Annotated in this window: 19 protein-coding genes and 1 pseudogene; 18 read left to right on the top strand and 2 right to left on the bottom strand. The window is 73.3% G+C overall.

Annotated features, from left to right (window positions below; all coding sequences use genetic code 11):
* The first annotated feature begins 151 nt into the window (after positions 1 to 151).
* The 5 genes from amt (at position 152) to DER29_RS04145 (ending at position 6,507) form a co-directional block, all read left to right on the top strand.
* On the top strand, positions 152 to 1,594 hold the full coding sequence (gene amt / locus DER29_RS04165; RefSeq protein WP_233599634.1) for an ammonium transporter: 1,443 nt from the start codon (positions 152 to 154) through the stop codon (positions 1,592 to 1,594).
* Positions 1,595 to 1,619: 25 nt separating this feature from the next.
* Positions 1,620 to 1,958, top strand: coding sequence for a P-II family nitrogen regulator (locus DER29_RS04160; RefSeq protein ID WP_176733926.1), 339 nt, complete (start codon positions 1,620 to 1,622; stop codon positions 1,956 to 1,958).
* Between the two features lie 16 nt (positions 1,959 to 1,974).
* Complete coding sequence (locus DER29_RS04155; protein ID WP_121396113.1) at positions 1,975 to 4,404, top strand: [protein-PII] uridylyltransferase; 2,430 nt, start codon at positions 1,975 to 1,977, stop codon at positions 4,402 to 4,404.
* Between the two features lie 180 nt (positions 4,405 to 4,584).
* Positions 4,585 to 6,144, top strand: coding sequence for a signal recognition particle protein (gene ffh, locus DER29_RS04150; RefSeq protein WP_121396112.1), 1,560 nt, complete (start codon positions 4,585 to 4,587; stop codon positions 6,142 to 6,144).
* Between the two features lie 66 nt (positions 6,145 to 6,210).
* Positions 6,211 to 6,507: a Uma2 family endonuclease gene (locus DER29_RS04145; RefSeq protein ID WP_121396111.1), complete on the top strand. Its 297-nt coding sequence runs from the start codon at positions 6,211 to 6,213 to the stop codon at positions 6,505 to 6,507.
* Positions 6,508 to 6,573: 66 nt separating this feature from the next.
* Here the strand turns inward: DER29_RS04145 and DER29_RS04140 are convergent, their stop codons facing one another.
* On the bottom strand, positions 6,574 to 10,143 hold the full coding sequence (locus tag DER29_RS04140; RefSeq protein WP_233599633.1) for a S8 family serine peptidase: 3,570 nt from the start codon (positions 10,141 to 10,143) through the stop codon (positions 6,574 to 6,576).
* 302 nt (positions 10,144 to 10,445) lie between these two features.
* Between DER29_RS04140 and DER29_RS04135 the strand changes: the two genes are divergently transcribed.
* On the top strand, positions 10,446 to 11,525 hold the full coding sequence (locus tag DER29_RS04135; protein WP_121396109.1) for an amidohydrolase family protein: 1,080 nt from the start codon (positions 10,446 to 10,448) through the stop codon (positions 11,523 to 11,525).
* 96 nt (positions 11,526 to 11,621) lie between these two features.
* On the opposite strand, the gene DER29_RS04130 is transcribed toward DER29_RS04135, so the two are convergent.
* Positions 11,622 to 12,227 (bottom strand): TetR family transcriptional regulator, encoded by a 606-nt coding sequence (locus tag DER29_RS04130; RefSeq protein ID WP_121396108.1) that lies wholly within the window; start codon positions 12,225 to 12,227, stop codon positions 11,622 to 11,624.
* A 103-nt stretch (positions 12,228 to 12,330) separates the two neighbouring features.
* Here DER29_RS04130 and proS point away from each other — a divergent pair, with 103 nt between their 5' ends.
* The 12 genes and pseudogenes from proS to DER29_RS04070 all read left to right on the top strand — a co-directional run bounded on the left by proS (position 12,331) and on the right by DER29_RS04070 (position 20,726).
* Entirely contained in the window at positions 12,331 to 13,737 is a 1,407-nt protein-coding gene (gene proS / locus DER29_RS04125) for a proline--tRNA ligase (protein WP_121396107.1), read from the top strand.
* Between the two features lie 107 nt (positions 13,738 to 13,844).
* Positions 13,845 to 14,492, top strand: coding sequence for a DUF402 domain-containing protein (locus DER29_RS04120; RefSeq protein WP_121396106.1), 648 nt, complete (start codon positions 13,845 to 13,847; stop codon positions 14,490 to 14,492).
* A gap of 269 nt (positions 14,493 to 14,761) precedes the next feature.
* Positions 14,762 to 15,229, top strand: a complete 468-nt coding sequence (gene rpsP / locus DER29_RS04115; protein WP_121396105.1) for a 30S ribosomal protein S16 — start codon at positions 14,762 to 14,764, stop codon at positions 15,227 to 15,229.
* On the top strand, positions 15,204 to 15,464 hold the full coding sequence (locus tag DER29_RS04110) for an RNA-binding protein (RefSeq protein ID WP_172862164.1): 261 nt from the start codon (positions 15,204 to 15,206) through the stop codon (positions 15,462 to 15,464). Before rpsP ends, DER29_RS04110 begins: the two co-directional genes overlap by 26 nt.
* 2 nt (positions 15,465 to 15,466) lie before the next feature.
* A complete protein-coding gene (rimM, locus tag DER29_RS04105; protein WP_199729400.1) occupies positions 15,467 to 16,075 on the top strand; it encodes a ribosome maturation factor RimM in 609 nt (202 codons plus the stop codon).
* 20 nt (positions 16,076 to 16,095) lie between these two features.
* Positions 16,096 to 16,869, top strand: a complete 774-nt coding sequence (gene trmD, locus DER29_RS04100) for a tRNA (guanosine(37)-N1)-methyltransferase TrmD (RefSeq protein WP_121396103.1) — start codon at positions 16,096 to 16,098, stop codon at positions 16,867 to 16,869.
* 142 nt (positions 16,870 to 17,011) lie between these two features.
* Positions 17,012 to 17,368 (top strand): 50S ribosomal protein L19, encoded by a 357-nt coding sequence (rplS, locus tag DER29_RS04095; RefSeq protein WP_091458359.1) that lies wholly within the window; start codon positions 17,012 to 17,014, stop codon positions 17,366 to 17,368.
* Between the two features lie 184 nt (positions 17,369 to 17,552).
* Positions 17,553 to 18,427, top strand: a pseudogene (gene lepB, locus DER29_RS04090) (signal peptidase I).
* Positions 18,428 to 18,436: 9 nt separating this feature from the next.
* On the top strand, positions 18,437 to 19,057 hold the full coding sequence (gene lepB, locus DER29_RS04085; RefSeq protein ID WP_121396101.1) for a signal peptidase I: 621 nt from the start codon (positions 18,437 to 18,439) through the stop codon (positions 19,055 to 19,057).
* Positions 19,058 to 19,105: 48 nt separating this feature from the next.
* Positions 19,106 to 19,600, top strand: a complete 495-nt coding sequence (locus DER29_RS04080) for an NUDIX hydrolase (protein WP_121396100.1) — start codon at positions 19,106 to 19,108, stop codon at positions 19,598 to 19,600.
* Positions 19,594 to 20,406 carry a ribonuclease HII gene (locus tag DER29_RS04075; RefSeq protein WP_121396099.1) on the top strand — a complete coding sequence of 271 codons (813 nt, stop codon included), beginning with the start codon at positions 19,594 to 19,596 and terminating at the stop codon, positions 20,404 to 20,406. The genes DER29_RS04080 and DER29_RS04075 overlap by 7 nt, the downstream gene beginning before the upstream one ends.
* On the top strand, positions 20,403 to 20,726 hold the full coding sequence (locus DER29_RS04070) for a DUF2469 domain-containing protein (RefSeq protein ID WP_007075222.1): 324 nt from the start codon (positions 20,403 to 20,405) through the stop codon (positions 20,724 to 20,726). The genes DER29_RS04075 and DER29_RS04070 overlap by 4 nt, the downstream gene beginning before the upstream one ends.
* Positions 20,727 to 20,795: the final 69 nt, after the last annotated feature.

Below are 20,795 nucleotides of genomic sequence, written 5' to 3'. Positions count from 1 at the left end.
CTTCACACGTCCGAAACAACCCGTCACCATCCGGAAATCGACGGGTGACGCTGGGGGAAACAGGAGGCGAGCAGGCTTCCGCCCATCCGGCGTACGGGCGACGCTGCCCCGGAAGCCGTGAAGGAGGGAACTTCACCTTTAGGAGGCCAGCGTGCCTGAGGCACCCACGATCGATTCCGGCAACACCGTGTGGTTGCTGGTGTCGACGGCGCTCGTGCTGCTCATGACGCCCGGACTGGCGCTGTTCTACGGCGGCCTCAACCGGTCCAAGGGTGTACTGAACATGATGATGATGAGCTTCTCCGCGATCGGGCTCATCTCTGTCTTGTGGTGGTTCTACGGTTTCAGCATCGCCTTCGGCAGCGATGTCAACGGCCTCTGGGGCGACCCGGGCGCCTACCTCGGCACCAAGACGTTCCTCGCCGAGACCGACCTCTGGGGGGCGACGGCGGAGAACCCGAGCGGCATCGGCGTTCCGCTCTACGTGTTCATGGCCTTCCAGATGGTCTTCGCCGTGATCACCGTCGCGCTGATCAGCGGCGCGGTCTCCGACCGGGCGAAGTTCGCCGGCTGGCTGCTGTTCGCGTTCGGCTGGGCGACGCTTGTCTACTTCCCGGTCGCGCACTGGGTGTGGGGCGGCGGCATCATCGGCGGCGACCTGCACGCGCTCGACTTCGCCGGCGGCACCGCCGTGCACATCAACGCCGGCGCGGCGGCCCTGGCGCTGGCCCTGGTGCTGGGCAAGCGGCTCGGCTGGCCCCGGGAGGGCATGAAGCCGCACAACATCCCGCTCGTCGCGCTCGGCGCCGGGCTGCTCTGGTTCGGCTGGTTCGGCTTCAACGCCGGTTCCGAGCTCACCGTCGACTCGGTCGCCGGCCTGGCCTTCATCAACACCCAGCTCGCCACGGCCGCCGCGGTGCTCGGCTGGATCGTCGTCGAGTGGATCAAGGACAAGAAGCCGACGCTGGTCGGCGCCTCGTCCGGCGCCGTCGCCGGACTGGTCGCCATCACCCCGGCCTGCGGCTTCGTGGCCCCCTGGGCGGCGGTGCTGCTGGGTCTCGTCGCCGGGGCGGTCTGTGCGCTGGCGATCAGCCTCAAGTACAAGCTCGGCTACGACGACTCGCTCGACGTGGTCGGCGTGCACTTCGTCGGCGGCTGGATCGGCTCGCTCTGGCTCGGCCTCTTCGCCACCAACTCGGTCAACGGCGCGATCACCGACGTGATCGGCGCCTCCGACGGGCTCTTCTACGGCGGCGGGGTGACCCAGCTCGGCCGGCAGGCCCTGGCCGGCCTGATCGTCACCGCCTGGTCCTTCGCGGTGGCCTGGGTGCTCGCCTTCGCCATCGAGAAGACGATCGGCTTCCGCCTGCGGGCCGAGGACGAGGTCGGCGGCATCGACATCGCCGAGCACGCCGAGAGCGGCTACGACCTGTCGCCGGCCGCCGGCAGCGGCGGGGGCAGCGCGTTCGCCATGGCCGGGCTGACCGGCACCAGGCCGGCGACGGAGCCGGCCACCGCGCCCACCGCTCCCGCCGAGCCGGTCGCGCCCGCCGGGCCGGCCGCCGAGTCCGCCGCCGAGAAGGTCGCCGGTTAACGTTCCTGGGATGGAGGGGTTGGACATGAAGCTGGTGACCGCGGTCATCAAGCCGTACCAGCTGGACGCGGTGAAGGAGGCCCTGCACGCCCTCGGCGTGGCCGGCCTGACCGTCAGCGAGGTCCAGGGCTACGGGCGGCAGAAGGGGCACACCGAGGTCTACCGGGGTGCCGAGTACACGGTCGAGTTCCTGCCCAAGATCCGGGTGGAGGTGCTCACCGACGAGATCGACGTCGACAAGATCGTCGACGCCGTCGTCGGCGCCGCCCGGACCGGCAAGATCGGCGACGGGAAGGTCTGGGTGACCGCCGTCGAGGAGGTAGTCCGGGTCCGCACCGGCGAGCGCGGCCTCGACGCGCTCTGACCGGCCACCCACCGACATGACCTCGTCGACCAGGAAGAACGCGTCGGGACGCACCGGCGACGGTGCCGCCGGACTCCTGGTCGACGAGGTCGTCGGCGTCAACGGCGGCGTCGGGGAACCGGCGCGGGCCGCGCGGGCCGACGCGTACGACCGGTGGCTGCGCGGGCTGCTGCCGCGGCGGCCCGGGGTGGCGCTGATCGCCGTCGGCGGGCTGGGCCGCCGGCAGTGCGCGCCGCACGGCGACCTCGACCTCGTCCTGCTGCACGCCGGGGTGCCCGGCGTGGACGAACTGGCCGCCTCGGTCTGGTACCCGGTGTGGGACGCCGGACTGCGGCTGGACCACTCCGTACGGACCGTCCCCGAGGCGCTCTCCGTCGCCCAGGACGACGTGAAGGTGGCCCTCGGGCTGCTCGACGCGCGGCTGGTCGCCGGGGACGCCGCGCTCGCGGACACGCTCGCCCGCACCGCCGCCGACCACTGGCGGCGTACCGCCGTGCGGCAGCTCCCGGCGCTCCGCGAGATCACCGCCGCCCGCTGGGCCGCCCACGGCGAGCTGGCGTTCCTGCTGGAGGGCGACCTCAAGGAGGCGGCCGGCGGGCTGCGCGACGTCGGCATCCTGCGGGCGATCGCCACCGCCGGCATCACCGACGCGCTGCGCCCCGCCGTCCGCGCCGCGCACCTGCGGCTGCTGGACACCCGCGACGCGCTGCACCGGCAGGTCGGCCGCCGGGTCGACCGGCTGGTCGCCCAGGAACGCGACGGGGTCGCCGCGCTGCTCGGGCTCCGGCACCTCCCGTCGGGCGCGGCAGACGTCCCGCAGCCCTCGTCGCGTGCGGCAGACGTCGCGCAGCCCTCGTCGCGTGCGGGAGACGTCCCGCAGCCCTCGACGGGCGCGGCCGTCGGCGCGCGGCGGGCCGCAGCCGCCCCCGGGACCGTCGGCGACGGCGACGCGCTGCTGCGCCGGGTCGCCGGGGACGCCCGGACCGTCAGCCACGCCCTCGACGACGCCTTCCGCGCCGCCGACCGGCTCCGCTCGGGCCGCCGCCGGGGCGCCGACGGGCGTCCGCTGCGCCGACCGGTCGCCCGGGACGTCGTCGAGCACGACGGCGAACTGGTGCTGGCCCGCACCGCGATCGGGGCGCGCCCCGACCCGAGCCTGTCGCTGCGGGTGGCCGCCGCCGCGGCCGTCACCCGGCTGCCGATCGCCCGGGCCACCTGCGAGTGGCTGGCCGCGTACTGCCCGCCGCTGCCGGCGCCGTGGCCGGCCGAGGCCCGGGCCGCGCTGATCACCCTGCTCGGCGCCGGTCCCGGCCTGGTGCCGGCCTGGGAGACCTGCGACCGGTACGGGCTGATCGAGGGCTGGCTGCCCGAGTGGACCCGGCTGCGCAGCCTCCCGCAGCACAACCCGGTGCACCGGTTCACCCTCGACCGGCACCTCGTGCAGACCGCCTACGAGGCCGGCCGGCACACCCGCGACGTGGACCGCCCCGACCTGCTGCTGCTCGGCGCCCTCCTGCACGACGTCGGCAAGGGGCTCCCCGGCGACCACAGTACCGTCGGGGCGCCGCTGGCCGAGGCGGTGGCCGCCCGGATCGGCCTGCCCGCGCCGGAGGTGGCGCTGATCGGCACGCTGGTCCGGCTGCACCTGCTCCTGCCCGACGTGGCCACCCGGCGGGACCTCGCCGACCCGGTCACCATCGCCGGGGTGGCCGAGCGGGTCGGCGACCCGACCACGCTGGACCTGCTGCACGCCCTGGTGCGGGCCGACGCCGCCGCCACCGGGCCGGCCGCCTGGTCGGACTGGAAGGGCCGGCTGGTCGCCGAGCTGGTCACCCGGGTGCGGACCGCGCTGGACACGGGCGCGCTGCCCGCCCCACCCGCCCCCGATCCGGCCCTGTTGGCGGGGCCCCTGCCGGTCGTACACCTGACGGGGGAGCGGGTGGCCGTGGCCGCGGCGGACCGGCGCGGCCTGCTCGCGACGGTGGCCGGCTGCCTGGCGTTGCACCGGCTGGAGGTGCTCTCCGCCGACGCCTCCACCGTCGACGGCCGGGCCCTGGTCGAGTGCCGGGTGCAGCCCCGGTACGGGCTCGCGCCCGACCCGATCACCCTCGGCGCGGACCTGCGCCGCGCGGTGAACGGCGACGTCTCGGTCACCCAGCGGCTGCGCGGCCGGGCGCTCGCGGCGCGGTCCGGCGGGGCCGCGCCACGGGTGGTCTGGCACCGCGAGGCGGCCACCGACGCCGTGCTGCTGGAGTTGCGCGCCGCCGACGCGGCGGGCCTGCTCTACCGGGTCGCCTGCGCCCTCGACGAGGCCGGCGCCCAGGTGCGGGCGGCCCGCATCTCGACGCTGGGCGGGGACGTGGTCGACGCCTTCTACCTCGTCGGCGGCTGGCCGGACGACGCCACCCGGGCCCGCCTGGAGGCGGCGGTGCTGGCCGCGGTGTGAGGAGTTGCCTCCTGCCGGTCCGCCGACCCTCGGCGTGCGCGGGCACAGCGGCGCCGTTCCGCGCCCGGCTGTGCCCGGCCCGGAGCGGCCCCGCGGCCCGGCCGGCTACCCTAGCGGTGGCCGGACACCTCGCCCGGTCGCCGATGTGCCCGCCGGAACACTGACAAACGGGATGTTCGCGTGTTTGACACCTTGAGTGACCGCCTGTCCGGGATCTTCACCAAGCTCCGCGGCAAGGGTCGGCTCACCGACGCCGACATCGACGCCACCGCGCGCGAGATCCGCCTCGCGCTGCTGGAGGCGGACGTCGCGCTGCCGGTGGTCAAGGGCTTCATCGCCAACGTCAAGGAGCGGGCGCGCGGCTCCGAGGTCTCCCAGGCGCTCAACCCGGCGCAGCAGATCATCAAGATCGTCAACGAGGAGCTGATCAACGTCCTCGGCGGCGAGGGGCGGCGGCTCCAGTTCGCCAAGCAGCCGCCGACGGTGATCATGCTCGCCGGCCTCCAGGGCTCCGGTAAGACCACCCTCGCCGGCAAGCTGGCCCGCTGGCTCAAGGCCCAGGGCCACCAGCCGCTGCTGGTCGCCGCCGACCTCCAGCGCCCCAACGCCGTCGGGCAGCTCCAGGTGCTCGGTGGCCGCGCCGGCGTCGAGGTGTACGCTCCCGAGCCCGGCAACGGCACCGGCGACCCGGTGCAGGTGGCCCGCGCCTCGATCGAGCACGCGAAGCGGGCCGCCCGGGACATCGTCATCGTCGACACCGCCGGCCGGCTCGGCATCGACGCCGAGATGATGCAGCAGGCCGCCGACATCCGCGACGCGGTCGACCCGGACGAGGTCATCTTCGTCATCGACGCGATGGTCGGCCAGGACGCGGTGCGCACCGCCGAGGCGTTCCGCGACGGCGTGGGCATCACCGGCGTGGTCCTCTCCAAGCTCGACGGCGACGCCCGCGGCGGCGCCGCGCTGTCGGTCCGGGAGGTCACCGGGCAGCCGATCCTCTTCGCCTCCACCGGCGAGAAGCTGGAGGACTTCGACGTCTTCCACCCCGACCGGATGGCCAGCCGGATCCTCGGCATGGGCGACGTCCTCACTCTGATCGAGCAGGCCGAGCAGGCCTTCGACACCGATCAGAAGGAGAAGATGACCGCCAAGCTGATGGGCGGCGAGCAGTTCACCCTGGAGGACTTCCTCGACCAGCTCATCGCGGTCCGGCGGATGGGCCCCATCGCCAACGTGCTGGCCATGATGCCGGGCATGGGGCAGATGAAGGACCAGCTCGCCGAGGTCGACGACAAGCACTTCGACCGGGTCACCGCGATCATCCGGTCGATGACCCCCGCCGAGCGCACCAACCCGAAGATCATCAACGGCTCGCGCCGGGCCCGTATCGCCAACGGCTCCGGCGTCACGGTGATGGACGTCAACCAGCTGCTCAACCGCTTCGCCGACGCGCAGAAGATGATGAAGCAGATGGGCGGCATGATGGGCCTGCCGGGCGGCGGCCGGCGCAAGGCGACCAAGTCGCCGAAGAACAAGCGCAAGGGCACCAAGGGCGGCAACCGGCCGCGCGCCGGGGCGGGCGCCGGGATGCCGGGCGGTTTCCCGGGCGGCATGCCGCAGCTCCCGCCGGGCATGGACCCGAACGACCTGACCGCCGGCCAGGGCCTCCCGCCGGGCTTCAAGCTGCCGAAGATCGACTTCAACAAGCTCGGCAAGGGCGGCGACGGCCGGCCCCGCTGAGGTGTGTCGCCGACCGCGGGTGACATGATCCTTGCCTAGGGTGATGTCGCCCCTGGAAGGAGAGTCATGATCGTGGCACCCATCCTGCCCGAGTGGTCGGAGTGGACGGTCGACGACCTCGGTGACCCACCGAAGGACAAGGCGAAGGTCTACGCGCACGCCGGGGTGCGGACGTACTGGGTGGTCGACCCGCTGCACGAGCGGATGACCCTGACGGAATACACGCTCGACCCCACCGGCGAGTACGAGGTGCTGACCCACACCGAGGACCTCTTCGTCACCGAGCGGCCCTGGAAGGTCTCCGTCGACCTGCCCGCGCTGACGACGCGGCGGGCCGGGCTGCTGGCGCGCGACGAGGGCTGAGCGCCCCGCGGTCCACACGGGCGAGGCCCGGCCGTCACCGGCCGGGCCCCGTTTCTCGTGCGACCGTCAGGACAGCAGGTCCGGCCGGTCGGTGACGCGCAGCGCGTTCACGATCGGCACGCTGTAGCCCTTGTGCGTCACGAACCGCACGTTGAGCTGGCCGTCGATCACCCGCACCGTGTACGTCCGGCTCAGCGCGGCGTAGCTGCCCACCTCACCGGCCACGTCCAGCGACGGCAGCACCTCCTGGCCCTCGATCAGCACGTCGAAGACCCGCCGGTCCGGGTACTGCCGCTTGACCTCGGCGAAGTCCAGCTCCACCGTGTAGTGGCCGTCCGCGAGACCGTCGACGCGGTACTCGTACATCCCCTCCCGCTGGCTGGCGAAGCGGGCCGGGTCGTTGGTGCCGGTGATCGGGGTGTTGGTCGTCCGGCGGCTGGAAGTGCCGAGGTAGCCGGCGCCGCCGGCGGTCCAGGCCCGGTCCGGCGACCAGGTCTGGCCCTCGACGTCGGCCCGGGCCGACGTCGCGCCGGCGTCGATCGCCAGGGTGGTGCGCGGCACCACCAGGGTGACCGGGACGTCCAGGACGGGCTGGCGTCCGCTGGCCGAGGAGATCCGCAGCCTGGCCTGGTGGAAGCTGCCGGGGGCCAGGCCGGCGGTGCTGGTCGCCACGCCGACGGTGTGCCGGCCGCCGCTGCCCAGGGTGACGGTGGCACCCGACAGGCCGAGCCAGCCGATGTCCTGCGGCGTGCCGTCGGAGTTCAGCTCGGTGACCGTGACGTCGGTGCCGAGCACCCCCGTGTTGCTGAGGGTGATCTGTCGGCTCCGGGTCTGCTCGGCCCCCGACACGACGGTCAGCTCGCTCGTCGGGGTGCCGACGCGTGCGGTACGCAGCGCCGCCGAACGGACCTCGGCCGCGCCGGCCTGCACCGCCACCGAGCCCGACGCCGCCTCGTAGTGCTGCTTGTCGATGGCGAACTCGACCGTGCCGGCGGGGGCCTGGATCAGGTACGTGCCGTCGGCCTCCGTGGTCTGGGTGGCCGTCGCGTCGCCCACCCGGGCGGTCACGGTGGCCCCGGCGACCGGGCGCCCGTCGTTGGCGTCGGTGACCACACCGGAGAGCACTCCGCTGCGGGTGGTGCGGAACGTGATCGCCGTGCCGTCGGCGACCGCCTGGGCGTTGTACGAGTACTCGAAGCCGACGGTGCCGTCGACGTTCTCCAGGCCGATCGACGCGCCGGTGCCGGTCTCCGCGCCGTCGCCGTCGATGTCGGCGTACCGGTAGGTGATCGAGCCGTCCTCACCGATGGCGGCGCTGAAGGTCAGCCGCATCGACCGGTCGGCGAAGATCGACACGTTGCGCCACTCCACCACGAAGGTGCGGCGCGGCGCGGCACCCGTGACGGCCGTGTAGACCCCCGAGTCCTCCTCCACGTAGAGGTCGTCCCAGAACGGGAAGAGCGCGAGGTCGGGGTTGGTGGTGTTCGGCAGGGCGGTGTTGAGGCGGCTGGTCGACGAGGTGCCGAAGCCGAGCACGCCGTTGGTGCTCACCCACGCCTGCCGGTAGGAGTTGCCGTAGAGCGGGACCCGGAAGGGCAGCGTGACGGGGACGGACTTGTTGTCACCGGTCAACGTCTCCAGCAGCTGGGTGCCGGCGACGAACGAGCCCCCGGCCGGGCCGCAGGCGTACCCGAAGGAGTCGACCCGGTCGGGCAGGGTGACGTCCAGGACGGCGTCCGCGCCGACCTGCGCCGACCTGGTCACCTCGTCCGAGCAGCGGTACGTGTGCGCGAAGCGGACGTCGTACGTGCCGTGCGGCACCGTCACCCGGTAGCGGCCGTCGGCGTCGGCGGTGGCGGTGAGGGGGGTGCCGAGGACGGCGACGGTGGCGCCGCCGGCCGTGCCGTTCGAGGTGCGCACCGTGCCGCTGAGCGTGGCGGAGGGGGCCGCCTCGAGGGCGACGTCCGCGTCGGCCGTCTGGTTCTCGGTGATCGTCACCGAGGTCGTTCCCGTGGTGTGGCCGAACTTGCTCACCGAGACCGTGTAGCTGCCCACCATCAGGCGGTCGAGCGCGTACGAGCCGTCGGCGCCTGTGCTGGTGACGCGGGTCATCGGGCCGGTGACCGTCACGTCCGCCCCGGCCAGCGGGTTGCCGCCGGAGGTGACCCGACCGCCCAGCGCGCCGAGGGCGCCCCGGGGGCTGGCGTCGACCGCCGCGTGCGCGTCGAGCCGGCCCTCGCCGAAGACGTTGTTGTCGTCGACGGTACCGCCGCAGGTGAGCGCGTCGACGTCGATCGCGGTGTCGTCGAGGATGCGCTTGGTCTCGGCGACGTCACCCTGTAGGGCCGGCGAGGCCGACCACATCAGGGCCACGGTCGCCGCGGTGTGCGGGGAGGCCATCGAGGTGCCGCTGAGCGCCGAGTAGCCGCCCGGCACCGAGGAGCGGACGTTGGCGCCCGGCGCGGCGATGTTCGGCTTGATGTCGCCGTTCTCGCCGGTGCCCCGGCTGGAGAAGCTGGCGATCGCGTTGTTCACGTCGAACGCGCCGGAGCTGTAGCTGATCGTGTACGACCCGGGGCTGCCCGAGGTGTTGCAGCTCGGGCCGCTGTTGCCGTTGGAGAAGGCCGGGAAGATGCCGGCGGCCACCCACGACGAGACGATCTCGGTGTACCACGGGTCGTACGCGCTGGAGCCCCAGGAGTTGTTCACGACATCCGGGGCGAGGTCGGGGCGCGGGTTGGCGCCGTTGAGGTCGGTGGGGGCGACGATCCACTGGCCGGAGGCGAGCAGCGACGCTCGCGAGCAGCCGCTGGTCTCGCAGCCCTTGGCGGCGATCCACCGGGCACCCGGGGCCACGCCGATCACGTTGGCGCCGTCCGAGCCGACCATCGTGCCCATGGTGTGCGTGCCGTGGTTGTTGTTGTCGCACGGGGCCTCGGTGGGGCAGACGTCGGCCGGGTCGAACCAGTTGTAGTTGTGGTCGAGGGTGCCGTCACCGTTGCGCCCCCGGTAGCTGGCCGCCACGGCGGGGTGGGTGACGTCGACGCCGCTGTCGATGTTGGCGACCACGATGCCCTCGCCGCGTACGTTCAGCTCGTTCCAGACCCGCGGCGCGTTGATCCGGTCGATGTTCCACTCGGTGGCGTTGGTGGTGGGGACGGTCTCGCCGGGCAGCGGCTTCGGGATCTCGACCGGGTCGTCGGCGAGGATCTCGGCCACGTCGGCGCGCACGGCGAGGTCACCGAGCAACTCGGCGTCGCCGGTCACCCTGATCGCGTTGACCAGCCAGAACGGGGTGAACTCCGCGCCCTCGCGGGCCAGCATGGCGCGCAGGCCGGCCTGGCTGCGCTCGGCGTGGGCGGTCTTGGTGCGGTGGACGTGGGCGGCCTTCTCCGTCTTGCCGCGCAGGCTGGCCGCGCCGGACAGGTCGGCCTTGCTGTCCAGGAAGACCCAGTAGCTGGCCCTGCCCTCGCGGGCGAGCCGGGTGGTGACCTTCCTGTCGACCTTCGCGGCCACCGCCCTGACCTTCGTGTCGGCGGAGTCCGGTGCGGCGGCGGCCGGCGCCGCGGCGCCGATCGGCAGGGTGAGACCGACCGCCAAGCCGACCGCGGCCGTTCGCCATCGTCGTGGTGACACTGTCCCGACGCTCCTTTTGGGGTGAGGCGACACTGTGGACGCCCGTGTCCGGGCGCCTGGGAGCATCCTGGTGACGAAGGATCTCTTCATCAAGACATGTGTAAATAAAGAAATCTGTCAATCGACTGTTCGTGTCGCTCGGTGTCGGCAGGGACACGCAGTGGAGTCGAGGGCGACCGTGCCGAGTGGGGCCGGGCGCGGCCGGCGGACCGGCGCAGTCGCTGCACCCGGGCGTCCCCGGCCCGTGCCGACCGGGAAGAATGGCGGGCGGACCGCTCCCTTTGCGCGCAGACGGAGGACGCATGGCCTGGCACGTACGCGGCGTGGTGCTGCCCGACGACGAGGTCCGTGACCTTTGGCTGGTCGGCGACCGGGTGACCTTCACCCCGGTCCCCGGCGCGGAGACCATCGCCGACGGCGGCTTCGTGCTGCCCGGCCTGATCGACGCGCACTGCCACATCGGCATCGCCCGGGGCGGGGCGCCGATCACCTCGCTCGACCAGGCCCGCGAGCTGGCCCGCACCGACCGGGACGCCGGGGTCCTCGCGATCCGCGACGCCGGGTCGCCGTACCCGTACCCCGAGCTGGACGACGAGCCCGACCTGCCCCGGCTGGCCCGGGCCGGCCGGCACGTCGCGCCGCCGAAGCGCTACCTGCGTGACATCGGCGTGGAGGTCGGCGCGGCGGAGGTGGCGGCGACGGTGGCGGCGCAGGCGCGCGCCGGCAACGGCTGGGTGAAGCTGGTCGGCGACTGGATCGACCGGGGTGTCGGCGACCTCGCCCCGGCGTGGGACGCCGACACCATGACCGCCGCCGTCCGGGCCGCGCACGCCGCCGGGGTCCGCGCCGCCGTGCACACCTTCTCCGAGTCGGCCGTCGAGATCATGGTGCGCGCCGGGGTGGACTCGGTGGAGCACGGCACGGGGCTGAGCCTGGACCTGATCGACGAGATGGCCCGGCGGGGCACCGCCCTCATCCCCACGATGATCAACATTCGGACCTTCGGCGGGATCGCCGAGCAGGCGCGGGCCAAGTTCCCCGGCTACGCCGACCACATGCTCGCCCTGCGCGACCGGTTTCCCGAGGTGGTGCGCTCGGCGTACGAGGCCGGGGTCCCGATCTACGTCGGCACCGACGCGGGCGGCGGCATCGACCACGGCCTCGCCGCGGAGGAGATGCTGCTGCTGCACGAGCAGGCCGGCATGTCCACCACCGACGTGCTCGCCGCCGCGTCCTGGCGGGCCCGCGAGTGGCTCGGCTTCCCCGGGCTGGTCGAGGGCGGCCTGGCGGACCTCGTCGTCTATCCCGAGGACCCGCGCGCCGACCTGCGCGCCGTGCGTAGCCCCGCCCGCATCGTGCTGCGCGGTCGCGTCGTCCGCTGACCCGCCGCGCCCGGGCCGCCGGCCGAGGATGCTCCCGGCCGGGCCGCCGGCGCTCCCGACCGGCGGTGCGGCGCTGCCGCCCGGGGCGGCGCCCGGTCAGCCGGAGTGGGTGCCCTGGGTGACCGCGTGCAGGAGCAGGTACACCGCCAGGTCGGCGAGGGCGGCGGCGGTCTGCGCGACGGGGGCGCCGGGCAGGACGATGTGGCTGATCACCAACCGGACGACCGAGTCCGTGGCGAACGCGACGGCGTTCCGGTCAGCGCCCGGCAGGACTTCGTCGGCCCACTCCAGCAGCACCTCGGTGGCCTCAATCAGGACCAGTTCCGACCGGGTGGTGAGGTAGGGCAGCAGGTCGTCCGAGCCGCCCCGGGAGCTGGTCAGGACGGCCTTGATCAGCGGGTCGTCGACCGCCTGCGTGAGGGTGTGCGAGATGGTGGCGTGCGCGGCGGCGCGCACGTCGTCGCCGTGTGCGCGCAGCAGGGTGCGTACGTCGCCGACGAACCGGTCGACCTCCCGCCGGGCGAGCGCCTCCGCCAGCCCCGCCTTGGTGCCGAACTCGTTGTAGACCGTCTGCCGGCTGACCCCCGCCGCGCGCGCGACGGCGCCCATCCGGACGCCGTCCCAGCCGGTCGCGATGGTCAACGCCCGGGCGGCCTCGACGATCGCCTCCCGGGAACGGGTGCCGTCCCTCACCTCACCCATGGTGGTCGAATCCTAGCCCGACCGCACCGGCCGGCACGGCGGAGACCGGCGACGTCGCGCCCGATGACGTCGTCCCTTCGGCCGACGCATAGGATGTGCGGTCATGGCACGCGTGCTCACTCCCCGTGCGGAGGACTTTCCCCGCTGGTACCAGGACCTGATCGCCAAGGCGAAGCTGGCCGACAACGGCCCGGTCCGGGGGACCATGGTCATCCGCCCGGCCGGCTACGCCATCTGGGAGCGGATGCAGGCCGAGATGGACGCCCGGATCAAGGCGGCGGGCGCGGAGAACGCGTACTTCCCGCTCTTCATCCCGGAGAGCTACCTCAAGCGCGAGGCCGAGCACGTCGAGGGCTTCTCGCCGGAACTCGCGGTGGTCACCCACGGCGGCGGCAAGCAGCTCGCCGAGCCGGTGGTGGTGCGCCCCACCAGCGAGACCGTCATCGGCGAGTTCATGGCCAAGTGGATCGACTCCTACCGGGACCTGCCGCTGCTGCTCAACCAGTGGGCCAACGTGGTCCGCTGGGAGCTGCGCCCCCGGATCTTCCTGCGCACCAGCGAGTTCCTCTGGCAGGAGGGGCACACCGCGCACGCGACCCGCGACGACGCCCGCGCCTACGCCCGCCGGATCCTGCACGAGGCGTACGAGGACCTGATGGTCAACTTGCTCGGCATCCCGGTGGTCGTCGGCCTGAAGACGGCCCGCGAGCGCTTCGCCGGCGCCACCGCCACCTACACCTGCGAAGGCATGATGGGCGACGGGAAGGCCCTCCAGCTCGGCACCAGCCACGAGCTGGGGCAGAACTTCGCCAAGGCCTTCGACATCAGCTACTCGTCGGCCGAGGGCGGCCGGGAGCACGCGTGGACGACCTCCTGGGGCACCTCCACCCGGATGCTCGGCGGCCTGATCATGTGCCACGGCGACGACAACGGCCTGCGGGTGCCGCCGAAGCTGGCGCCCGTGCAGGCGTACGTCATGGTGGTCAAGGACGGCGAGGGCGTCGGCGAGGCGGCGGCCAAGCTGCGCGACGCGCTGCGCGACGCCGGGGTCCGGGTCGCGCTCGACGACCGCGTCGACACCCCGTTCGGCCGCCGGGCCGTCGACGCCGAGCTGCGCGGCTATCCGGTACGCGTCGAGGTCGGCCCCCGCGACCTGGCCGCCGGCAACGCGGTCGTGGTCCGGCGTACGGACGGCTCGAAGTCCCCGACGCCGGTGGCCGACGTGGTGACCGCCGTGCTGGCCGCCCTCGACGCCGACCAGCGGGCCCTGCACGACCAGGCGCTGGCCCACCGGAAGTCCCGCACCGTCGAGGTGTCGACCCTCGCCGAGGCGATCGAGGCGGCGGCCACCGGCTGGGCCATGGTGCCGTGGTCGGCGGTCGGCGTCCAGGGCGAGGCGGAAGCGAACGGGCAGGGCGTCACCGTGCGCTGCCTGCTGCGCGCCGACGGCTCGGTGCCCGACTCCGAGGACGAGCCCGACCTGGTCGCCATCCTGGCCCGCGCCTACTGACCGACCCGTACGACGGCCGGTCCCGCCTCGCGGGGCCGGCCGTCCGCGTTCCGCCACCCGGCGGGTCGACGGGCCGGGGGCCCGCCGGGCGCCGGTAGGGTCGGTGCGTGAGATTCGAAGCTGGGCGGCTGATCGTGCACCGCAACGTGCGCCGGGGGCGGATCGGCTGGGTACGCACCGCGCGGGTGGTCAGCGACGACGACCGGGGCCTGCTGCTCTGGGTGGCCCGCGACTCCCCGGTCGCGAGCGAGGTCACCGAGGCCGGGCTGGGCATGCGGGCGGTGCCGTTCACCGAGTGGATCTCCTCGTCGTACCGGCTGGCCACCGGCCGCTGGGACGGCCCCTCCGTGCTCAAGTTCCTGCCCGCCGGGGCGGCCCACTCCGTGTGGTGGTTCCGCGACGCGCACGACCGCTTCGCCACCTGGTACGTCAACCTGGAGGAGCCCGGGGTGCGCTGGGACGACGGCACGCTCGCCGGCGTCGACATGGTGGACCAGGACCTCGACCTGGTCGTCCGCCCCGACCGGGGCTGGGAGTGGAAGGACGAGGGGGAGTTCGTCGAGCGGCTGGCCTTCCCCGACCACTACTGGGTGCCCGACCCGGACGCGGTCCGGGCCGAGGGGAAGCGGGTGATCGCGTTGGCCGAGGCGGGGGAGTTCCCGTTCGACGGCACCTGGTGCGACTTCACCCCGCCACCCGACTGGATCGTCCCCGACGAGTTGCCGCCCGGCTGGGACCGCCCCCCGGTGCGCTGACCCCCGCCGCGCACGCGGACCGGCCGCCGCCGGTGTGCTTTCCGTCACTTCTGCCGCCCGGCGGGTGACCCGGGGCGGTCCGGTGTGAGCGATCCGCTCCCGATCTGGCAGAATGGCTGGCTGGTATCCGGCGCGTGTCCGGCGCCCTCTAACCCGGGCACGTCGCCAGTCCACCGAGCAGTCTCCGGCCCAACCCCACTGTGCCGGTCGACACTCACCCGTGCACCGCCCGTTCGGGCAGGTGAGATCGCAACAGGAGCGAAACAACTGTGGCCGTAAAGATCCGGCTCCTGCGGATGGGCAAGATCCGCAACCCGCAGTACCGCATCGTCATCGCCGACTCGCGCACCAAGCGCGACGGCCGGGCGATCGAGTTCGTCGGGGTCTACCAGCCGAAGGAAGACCCTTCGGTGATCGAGGTCAAGTCGGAGCGGGTCCAGTACTGGCTGTCCGTCGGCGCCCAGCCGAGCGAGGCGGTGCAGCGGCTGCTGGAGCTGACCGGTGACTGGCAGAAGTTCAAGGGCCTGCCGGCCCCGCCGCCGCTGAAGGTCGCCCCGGAGCGGGTCAACCGCACCGCGGCGTACGAGGCCGAGGCGAAGGCCGCCGCCGGGCTGGCCGAGGCGCCGGCGAAGCCGGCCAAGAAGGCCGCCAAGGCCGAGGCTCCGGCCGAGGCGCCGAAGACCGAGGCTCCGGCCGAGGCCCCGGCTGCCGCTGCCGACGCCGGTGAGCAGGCCTGACATGCCTCTGCGTCCGGCGTTGGAGCACCTGGTCAAGGGCATCGTCGACCACCCCGATGACGTACGCGTCCGGATGGTCGACTCCCGTCGGGGCAAGCGGCTGGAAGTCCGCGTGCACCCGGAGGACCTCGGCACGGTGATCGGGCGGTCCGGCCGGACCGCCAAGGCGCTGCGCCAGGTGATCGGCTCCATCGGCGGGCGCGGCGTGCGCGTCGACATCGTCGACTCGTACTGATGCTGCTCGTCGTCGGCAGGGTCGGCAAGCCGCACGGCATCCGCGGTGAGGTCACCGTGGAGGTGCGCACCGACGAGCCCGAAGCGCGGTTCGCCCCCGGTATGGTGCTGCGCACCATGCCGGGGGCGACGCCCCCGGCTGTGCCCAGCAATCGCGTGCTGCGCGCTGAGCCCGGGGCGAGGCCTCAGCCGTCGCCGTCCGCGCCCGAGCAGGGGGCGGTCTTCCGGGTGCCCGCCGAGCTGGTCGTGGAGTCCGCCCGCTGGCACCAGGGGCGGATGCTGGTCGCGTTCGAGGGCATTCTCGACCGGGACGTCGCCGAGGCGCTGCGCGGCACGCTGGTCGCGGTCGACAGCGCCGACGTCGCCCCGCCGGAGGACCCGGAGGAGTTCCACGACCACCAGCTCGTCGGGCTGGCCGTGGTCACCCCGGCCGGCGACCGGCTGGGCGAGGTGGCCCGGATCGACCACGCCCCCGCGTCCGACCTGCTGGTGCTGCGCCGTCCCGAGGGCGGCACCGCGCTCATCCCGTTCGTCAAGGCGATCGTCCCCGAGGTTGACCTCGCCGGCGGTCGCGTCGTCGTCGACCCGCCCGCCGGTCTGCTCGATCTGTAGAACCGCTGGAGCACCCCCGCATGCGCGTCGACATCGTGTCGATCTTCCCGGAGTACTTCGGCCCGCTGGACCTGTCGTTGATCGGCCGGGCGCGGGCGAACGGCACGCTGCGGCTGGCCGTACACGATCTGCGGATCTGGACCCACGACGTGCACCGCACGGTCGACGACACGCCCTACGGCGGCGGGCCCGGCATGGTGATGCGGCCGGAGCCGTGGGGCGAGGCGCTCGACGCCCTCGCCCCGGCGGAGGTGACCCCGCCCCGGCTGGTGGTGCCGGCCCCGACCGGCGCCCCCTTCACCCAGGCGATGGCGCACGAACTGGCCGCCGAGCCGCACCTGCTCTTCGCCTGCGGCCGGTACGAGGGCATCGACCAGCGGGTGCTCGACCACGCCGCGACCCGGATGCCGGTGACCGAGGTCTCCCTCGGCGACTACGTCCTCTTCGGCGGGGAGGTGGCCGTGCTGGTGATCCTGGAGGCGGTCACCCGGCTGCTGCCCGGCGTGCTCGGCAACGCGGGCTCGCTGGCCGAGGAGTCGCACGCCCACGGGCTGCTGGAGGCCCCCATGTACACGAAGCCGGCGACCTGGCGGGGGCTGGAGGTGCCGGAAGTGCTCCGCTCCGGCGACCACGGCAGGATCGCCCGCTGGCGGCGGGACGAGGCGCTGACCCGCACCGCGACGCGTCGTCCCGACATGCTCGCCGCGCTGGACCCGCACCGCCTGGACAAACGGGACGTCGCCGCGCTGGACCGGGCCGGATTTCAGGTGCCGCCGGGGGATGTGGCAAAGTAGGGGGGTTGCCGCAGCCGGCCGCGCCGCGGACGGCTGCGAGGATCCTCGACCGGGGTCGGGTCACCGACCGCCACCCGGGGATCAGAATCACCCACCCGCGCACCGATTGACGGTGCGCCGTGAGCCTCACGAGGACGCAGCGATGAACATCCTGGACGCCCTTGACGCCCAGTCGAAGCGCACCGACCTCCCCGACTTCCGTGCCGGTGACACCGTCAAGGTGCACGCCCGGGTCGTCGAGGGCAACCGGTCCCGTGTCCAGATCTTCCAGGGCGTCGTCATCCGCCGCCAGGGTGACGGTCTGCGCGAGACCTTCTCGGTCCGCAAGATCAGCTTTGGTGTCGGTGTCGAGCGCACCTACCCGATCAACAGCCCGGCGATCGACCGGATCGAGATCGTGACCCGCGGTGACGTCCGCCGCGCCAAGCTCTACTACCTGCGCGAGCTGCGGGGCAAGAAGGCCAAGATCAAGGAGAAGCGCGAGAAGCAGCCCAGCTGACCTCGCGCTCGCCACGCCGCCCGAGCTGCGCGTATGTCGTACCGACCGGAGCGCACTACCCTGGTCGCTACGGGCGCAGCCGGGCGACGTCCCGCCACGACGGCGGAGCGACGACCACTACCGCCCGGGGAGCCCCGACAGGGTTCCCGGGCGGTAGTGTCATTTCTGCTGACCGGAGAGTGGCGTGGTGCAGACGCTTGACGAGGACGGCGCCGTCGACCCCTGGCGCCGTCGGGCCCGCCGGCCCCGCCGTCAGATGCCCCTCTGGCAGGAGCTGCCGCTGCTGCTCGTCGTCGCGTTCTGCCTCGCGGTGCTGATCCGCACCTTCCTGCTCCAGGCGTTCTTCATCCCCTCCGGCTCGATGGAGGACACCCTCCTCGTCGGCGACCGGGTCCTGGTCAACAAGGTCGTCTACGACGTACGCGACCCGGTGCGGGGCGAGGTGGTCGTCTTCCGGGGCACCGACCGGTGGGCGCCGCAGGTCGACGAGGAACCGGAGCCCGGGTTCGCGGGGAAGCTCAGCCGGACCGTCGGCGACCTGGTCGGCGTCAGCCGCCCCGGCGAGAAGGACTTCATCAAGCGGGTCATCGGCCTGCCCGGCGACCGGGTGAAGTGCTGCGACGCCGAGGGGCGGGTGCTGGTCAACGGCACGCCGCTCGACGAGTCGGCGTACGTCCTGCGGGACTCGCCGCTCGACATCCCGCCCAACCCCCGCGAGTGCCGGTCCCGGCGCTTCGAGGAGGTCGTGGTCCCGCCCGGGCAGATCTTCGTCATGGGCGACCACCGCATGGTCTCCCAGGACGCCCGCTGCCAGGGCCCGGTGCCGATCGAGAACGTGGTGGGCCGGGCGTTCACCGTGGTCTGGCCGTCGTCGCGCTGGAGCGCCCTGTCGGTGCCCGCGACCTTCGACGACGTCGCCGACCCGCCGGCCGCCTCCACCGGCGCACCGCCCCCGGTCCGTCCCACGCCGGCCGGTGGTGTGGTGCTGCTCGTCCCGGTCGCTGCCGCGCTGGCCGTTCTCGCGCGTTCCGGACGGTGGCGTCCGGTCGGGCAACGTAGGCTCTTGCCGTGATTGACGAGCAGACCGACAAGCCGCGCAGCTCCTTCTGGAAGGAGTTGCCCATCCTCCTGGGTGTGGCGATCCTGGTCGCGGTGCTGGTGCGCGCCTTCGTGCTGCAGACCTTCTTCATCCCCTCCCCGTCGATGGAGAACACCCTCCAGATCGACGACCGGGTGCTGGTCAACAAGCTGGTCTACGACTTCCGGTCCCCGCACCGGGGCGAGGTCATCGTCTTCAAGGCCCCCCTGGAGTGGAGCGCCAACCCCGACGGCGAGGACTTCATCAAGCGCGTCATCGGCGTGGGCGGCGACCACGTGGTCTGCTGCGACGCGCAGGACCGGTTGGTGATCAACGGCAAGTCCCTGGACGAGCCCTACATCTTCCCCGGGGACAAGACCGCCGAGGAGTTCGACATCACCGTCCCCAAGGGCCGGCTCTGGGTGATGGGCGACCACCGCGAGGCGTCGGGCGACTCGCTGGAGCACTGGCAGCAGTCCGGTCAGGACATCACCGTCGCCACCATCCCCGAGGACGACGTCGTGGGACGGGCCTTCACCGTCTTCTGGCCCGTCGGCCGGGCCACCTGGCTGAGCGTCCCGAAGCCGTACGAGGCCATCCCCGAGCCGTAGGGGTCGCCGGGCGTGTGCGTTGTCGGCGGCGTCTGGCAGGCTGGTGCGGTGACCGTCTACACCCCCCGGCGTGCGGCGCGCGTCCTGCTCGTCGACGCGGCGGGTCGGGTGCTGCTGTTCAGCGGCTCCGACCCGGCCCGCCCCGAGCACGGCCGCTGGTGGTTCACCCCCGGCGGCGGCCTGGACCCGGGGGAGACCTACCCCGGGTGCGCCGCGCGGGAGCTGGCCGAGGAGACCGGGCTGCGGCTGCCGGCGTCGGCCTTCGGCGCGCCCGTGCACCGCGACGTGACGGAGTTCCCCTTCGACGGCGTGTGGTACCGGCAGGAACAGGAGTTCTTCCTGGTGCGGGTGACCGGTCACGAGGTCGACACGGCGGGCTTCAGCGAGATCGAGCGGGCCAGCGTCGCCGCGCACCGGTGGTGGCCGCCGGACGAGCTGGCCGCCAGCGGCGAGCGCTACTACCCGCCGGACCTGCCGGCGGTGCTGGCGCGGGCGCTGGCCGCCACGGCCGCGCCCACGACCGGGCAGGACGCGCCGTGCTGACGCCGCCGCGCACGGTGGTGCGCCGCGAGGGTGGGCTCTACGCGCTGGAGCGCGCGTTGCAGCGGCGCGGCTTCCGGCACGTCGCCGGGGCCGACGAGGCGGGTCGCGGCGCCTGCGCCGGACCGCTGGTCGCCGCCGCCGCGATCCTGCCCGAGGGCCGCCGCGGCGAGATCGACGGGCTGGCCGACTCCAAGCTGCTCACCCCCGCCAGCCGGGAGCGGATCCACGACGAGGTCGTGGCCCGCGCGCTGGCGTACGCCGTGGTGGTCATCCCGGCCGAGGAGGTCGACGAGCGGGGCCTGCACGTGAGCAACCTGGCCGCGATGCGACGGGCGCTGGCGTCGCTGACGACCCGCCCCGACTACGTGCTGACCGACGGCTTCGGCGTGGACGGCCTCGACGTGCCGGGGCTGGCGGTGTGGAAGGGCGACCGGGTGGCCGCCTGCGTCGCGGCGGCGAGCGTACTGGCCAAGGTCACCCGGGACCGGATGATGGTCGAGTTGGACGGGGCGTTCCCGGGCTACGGGTTCGCCGAGCACAAGGGTTACATCACCGCGGAACACACCGCGGCGCTGCGGGACCGGGGGCCCTGCCGGGAGCACCGGTTCTCGTACGTCAACGTGGCGACGGTGTCCGGTCGCGACGGCGCCCCACCCCGGGCGCGTCGGCCGGCGGACGTGCGGCGGGACGAGCCGATGGAGCGCTCCTGCCCGCCAGGGGGTACCGTCGGCGTGGCGTTGGGCGAGCAGCCTCAGCCTCCGGCGTCGGTGGGGGAAGATGTGGTCATGGAAGGCGGAGTGCGATGAGCGCGGAAGACCTCGAGAAGTACGAGACCGAGATGGAGCTGCAGCTCTACCGGGAGTACCGCGACATCGTCCGCCAGTTCTCCTACGTGGTGGAGACGGAGCGCCGGTTCTACCTGGCCAACCAGGTCGACCTGCACGTGCGCAACTCCGACGGCGAGGTCTACTTCGAGGTCGAGATGCACGACGCCTGGGTGTGGGACATGTACCGTCCCGCCCGGTTCGTCAAGAACGTCCGAGTGATGACCTTCAAGGACGTCAACGTCGAGGAGCTGGAGAAGCCCGACATCTCGCTGCCCGCCGACTCCGGCTTCGGCGGCTGATCGCCGGTCTCCCGCCCGGTGGTCCCGCCGCCGGACGCACGGCCCCGTCGGCGCCCCCACCCCGCGCGG

The organism is Micromonospora sp. M71_S20 (genome assembly GCF_003664255.1).
In the GTDB taxonomy this organism is placed as follows: Bacteria; Actinomycetota; Actinomycetes; order Mycobacteriales; family Micromonosporaceae; genus Micromonospora.
The sequence above is the reverse complement of the archived record's forward strand: the minus strand, read 5'-3'. Positions and strand labels throughout refer to the sequence as shown.

What these genes read in the sequence shown, in the direction of transcription:
- DER29_RS04135 (WP_121396109.1), top strand. Translation starts at nt 10,446, where the DNA reads ATGGCCTGGCACGTACGCGGCGTGGTGCTGCCCGACGACGAGGTCCGT.
- DER29_RS04155 (WP_121396113.1), top strand. Translation starts at nt 1,975, where the DNA reads ATGACCTCGTCGACCAGGAAGAACGCGTCGGGACGCACCGGCGACGGT.
- DER29_RS04145 (WP_121396111.1), top strand. Translation starts at nt 6,211, where the DNA reads ATGATCGTGGCACCCATCCTGCCCGAGTGGTCGGAGTGGACGGTCGAC.
- trmD (WP_121396103.1), top strand. Translation starts at nt 16,096, where the DNA reads ATGCGCGTCGACATCGTGTCGATCTTCCCGGAGTACTTCGGCCCGCTG.
- proS (WP_121396107.1), top strand. Translation starts at nt 12,331, where the DNA reads ATGGCACGCGTGCTCACTCCCCGTGCGGAGGACTTTCCCCGCTGGTAC.
- DER29_RS04130 (WP_121396108.1), bottom strand. Translation starts at nt 12,227, where the DNA reads ATGGGTGAGGTGAGGGACGGCACCCGTTCCCGGGAGGCGATCGTCGAG.
- rplS (WP_091458359.1), top strand. Translation starts at nt 17,012, where the DNA reads ATGAACATCCTGGACGCCCTTGACGCCCAGTCGAAGCGCACCGACCTC.
- DER29_RS04070 (WP_007075222.1), top strand. Translation starts at nt 20,403, where the DNA reads ATGAGCGCGGAAGACCTCGAGAAGTACGAGACCGAGATGGAGCTGCAG.
- DER29_RS04160 (WP_176733926.1), top strand. Translation starts at nt 1,620, where the DNA reads ATGAAGCTGGTGACCGCGGTCATCAAGCCGTACCAGCTGGACGCGGTG.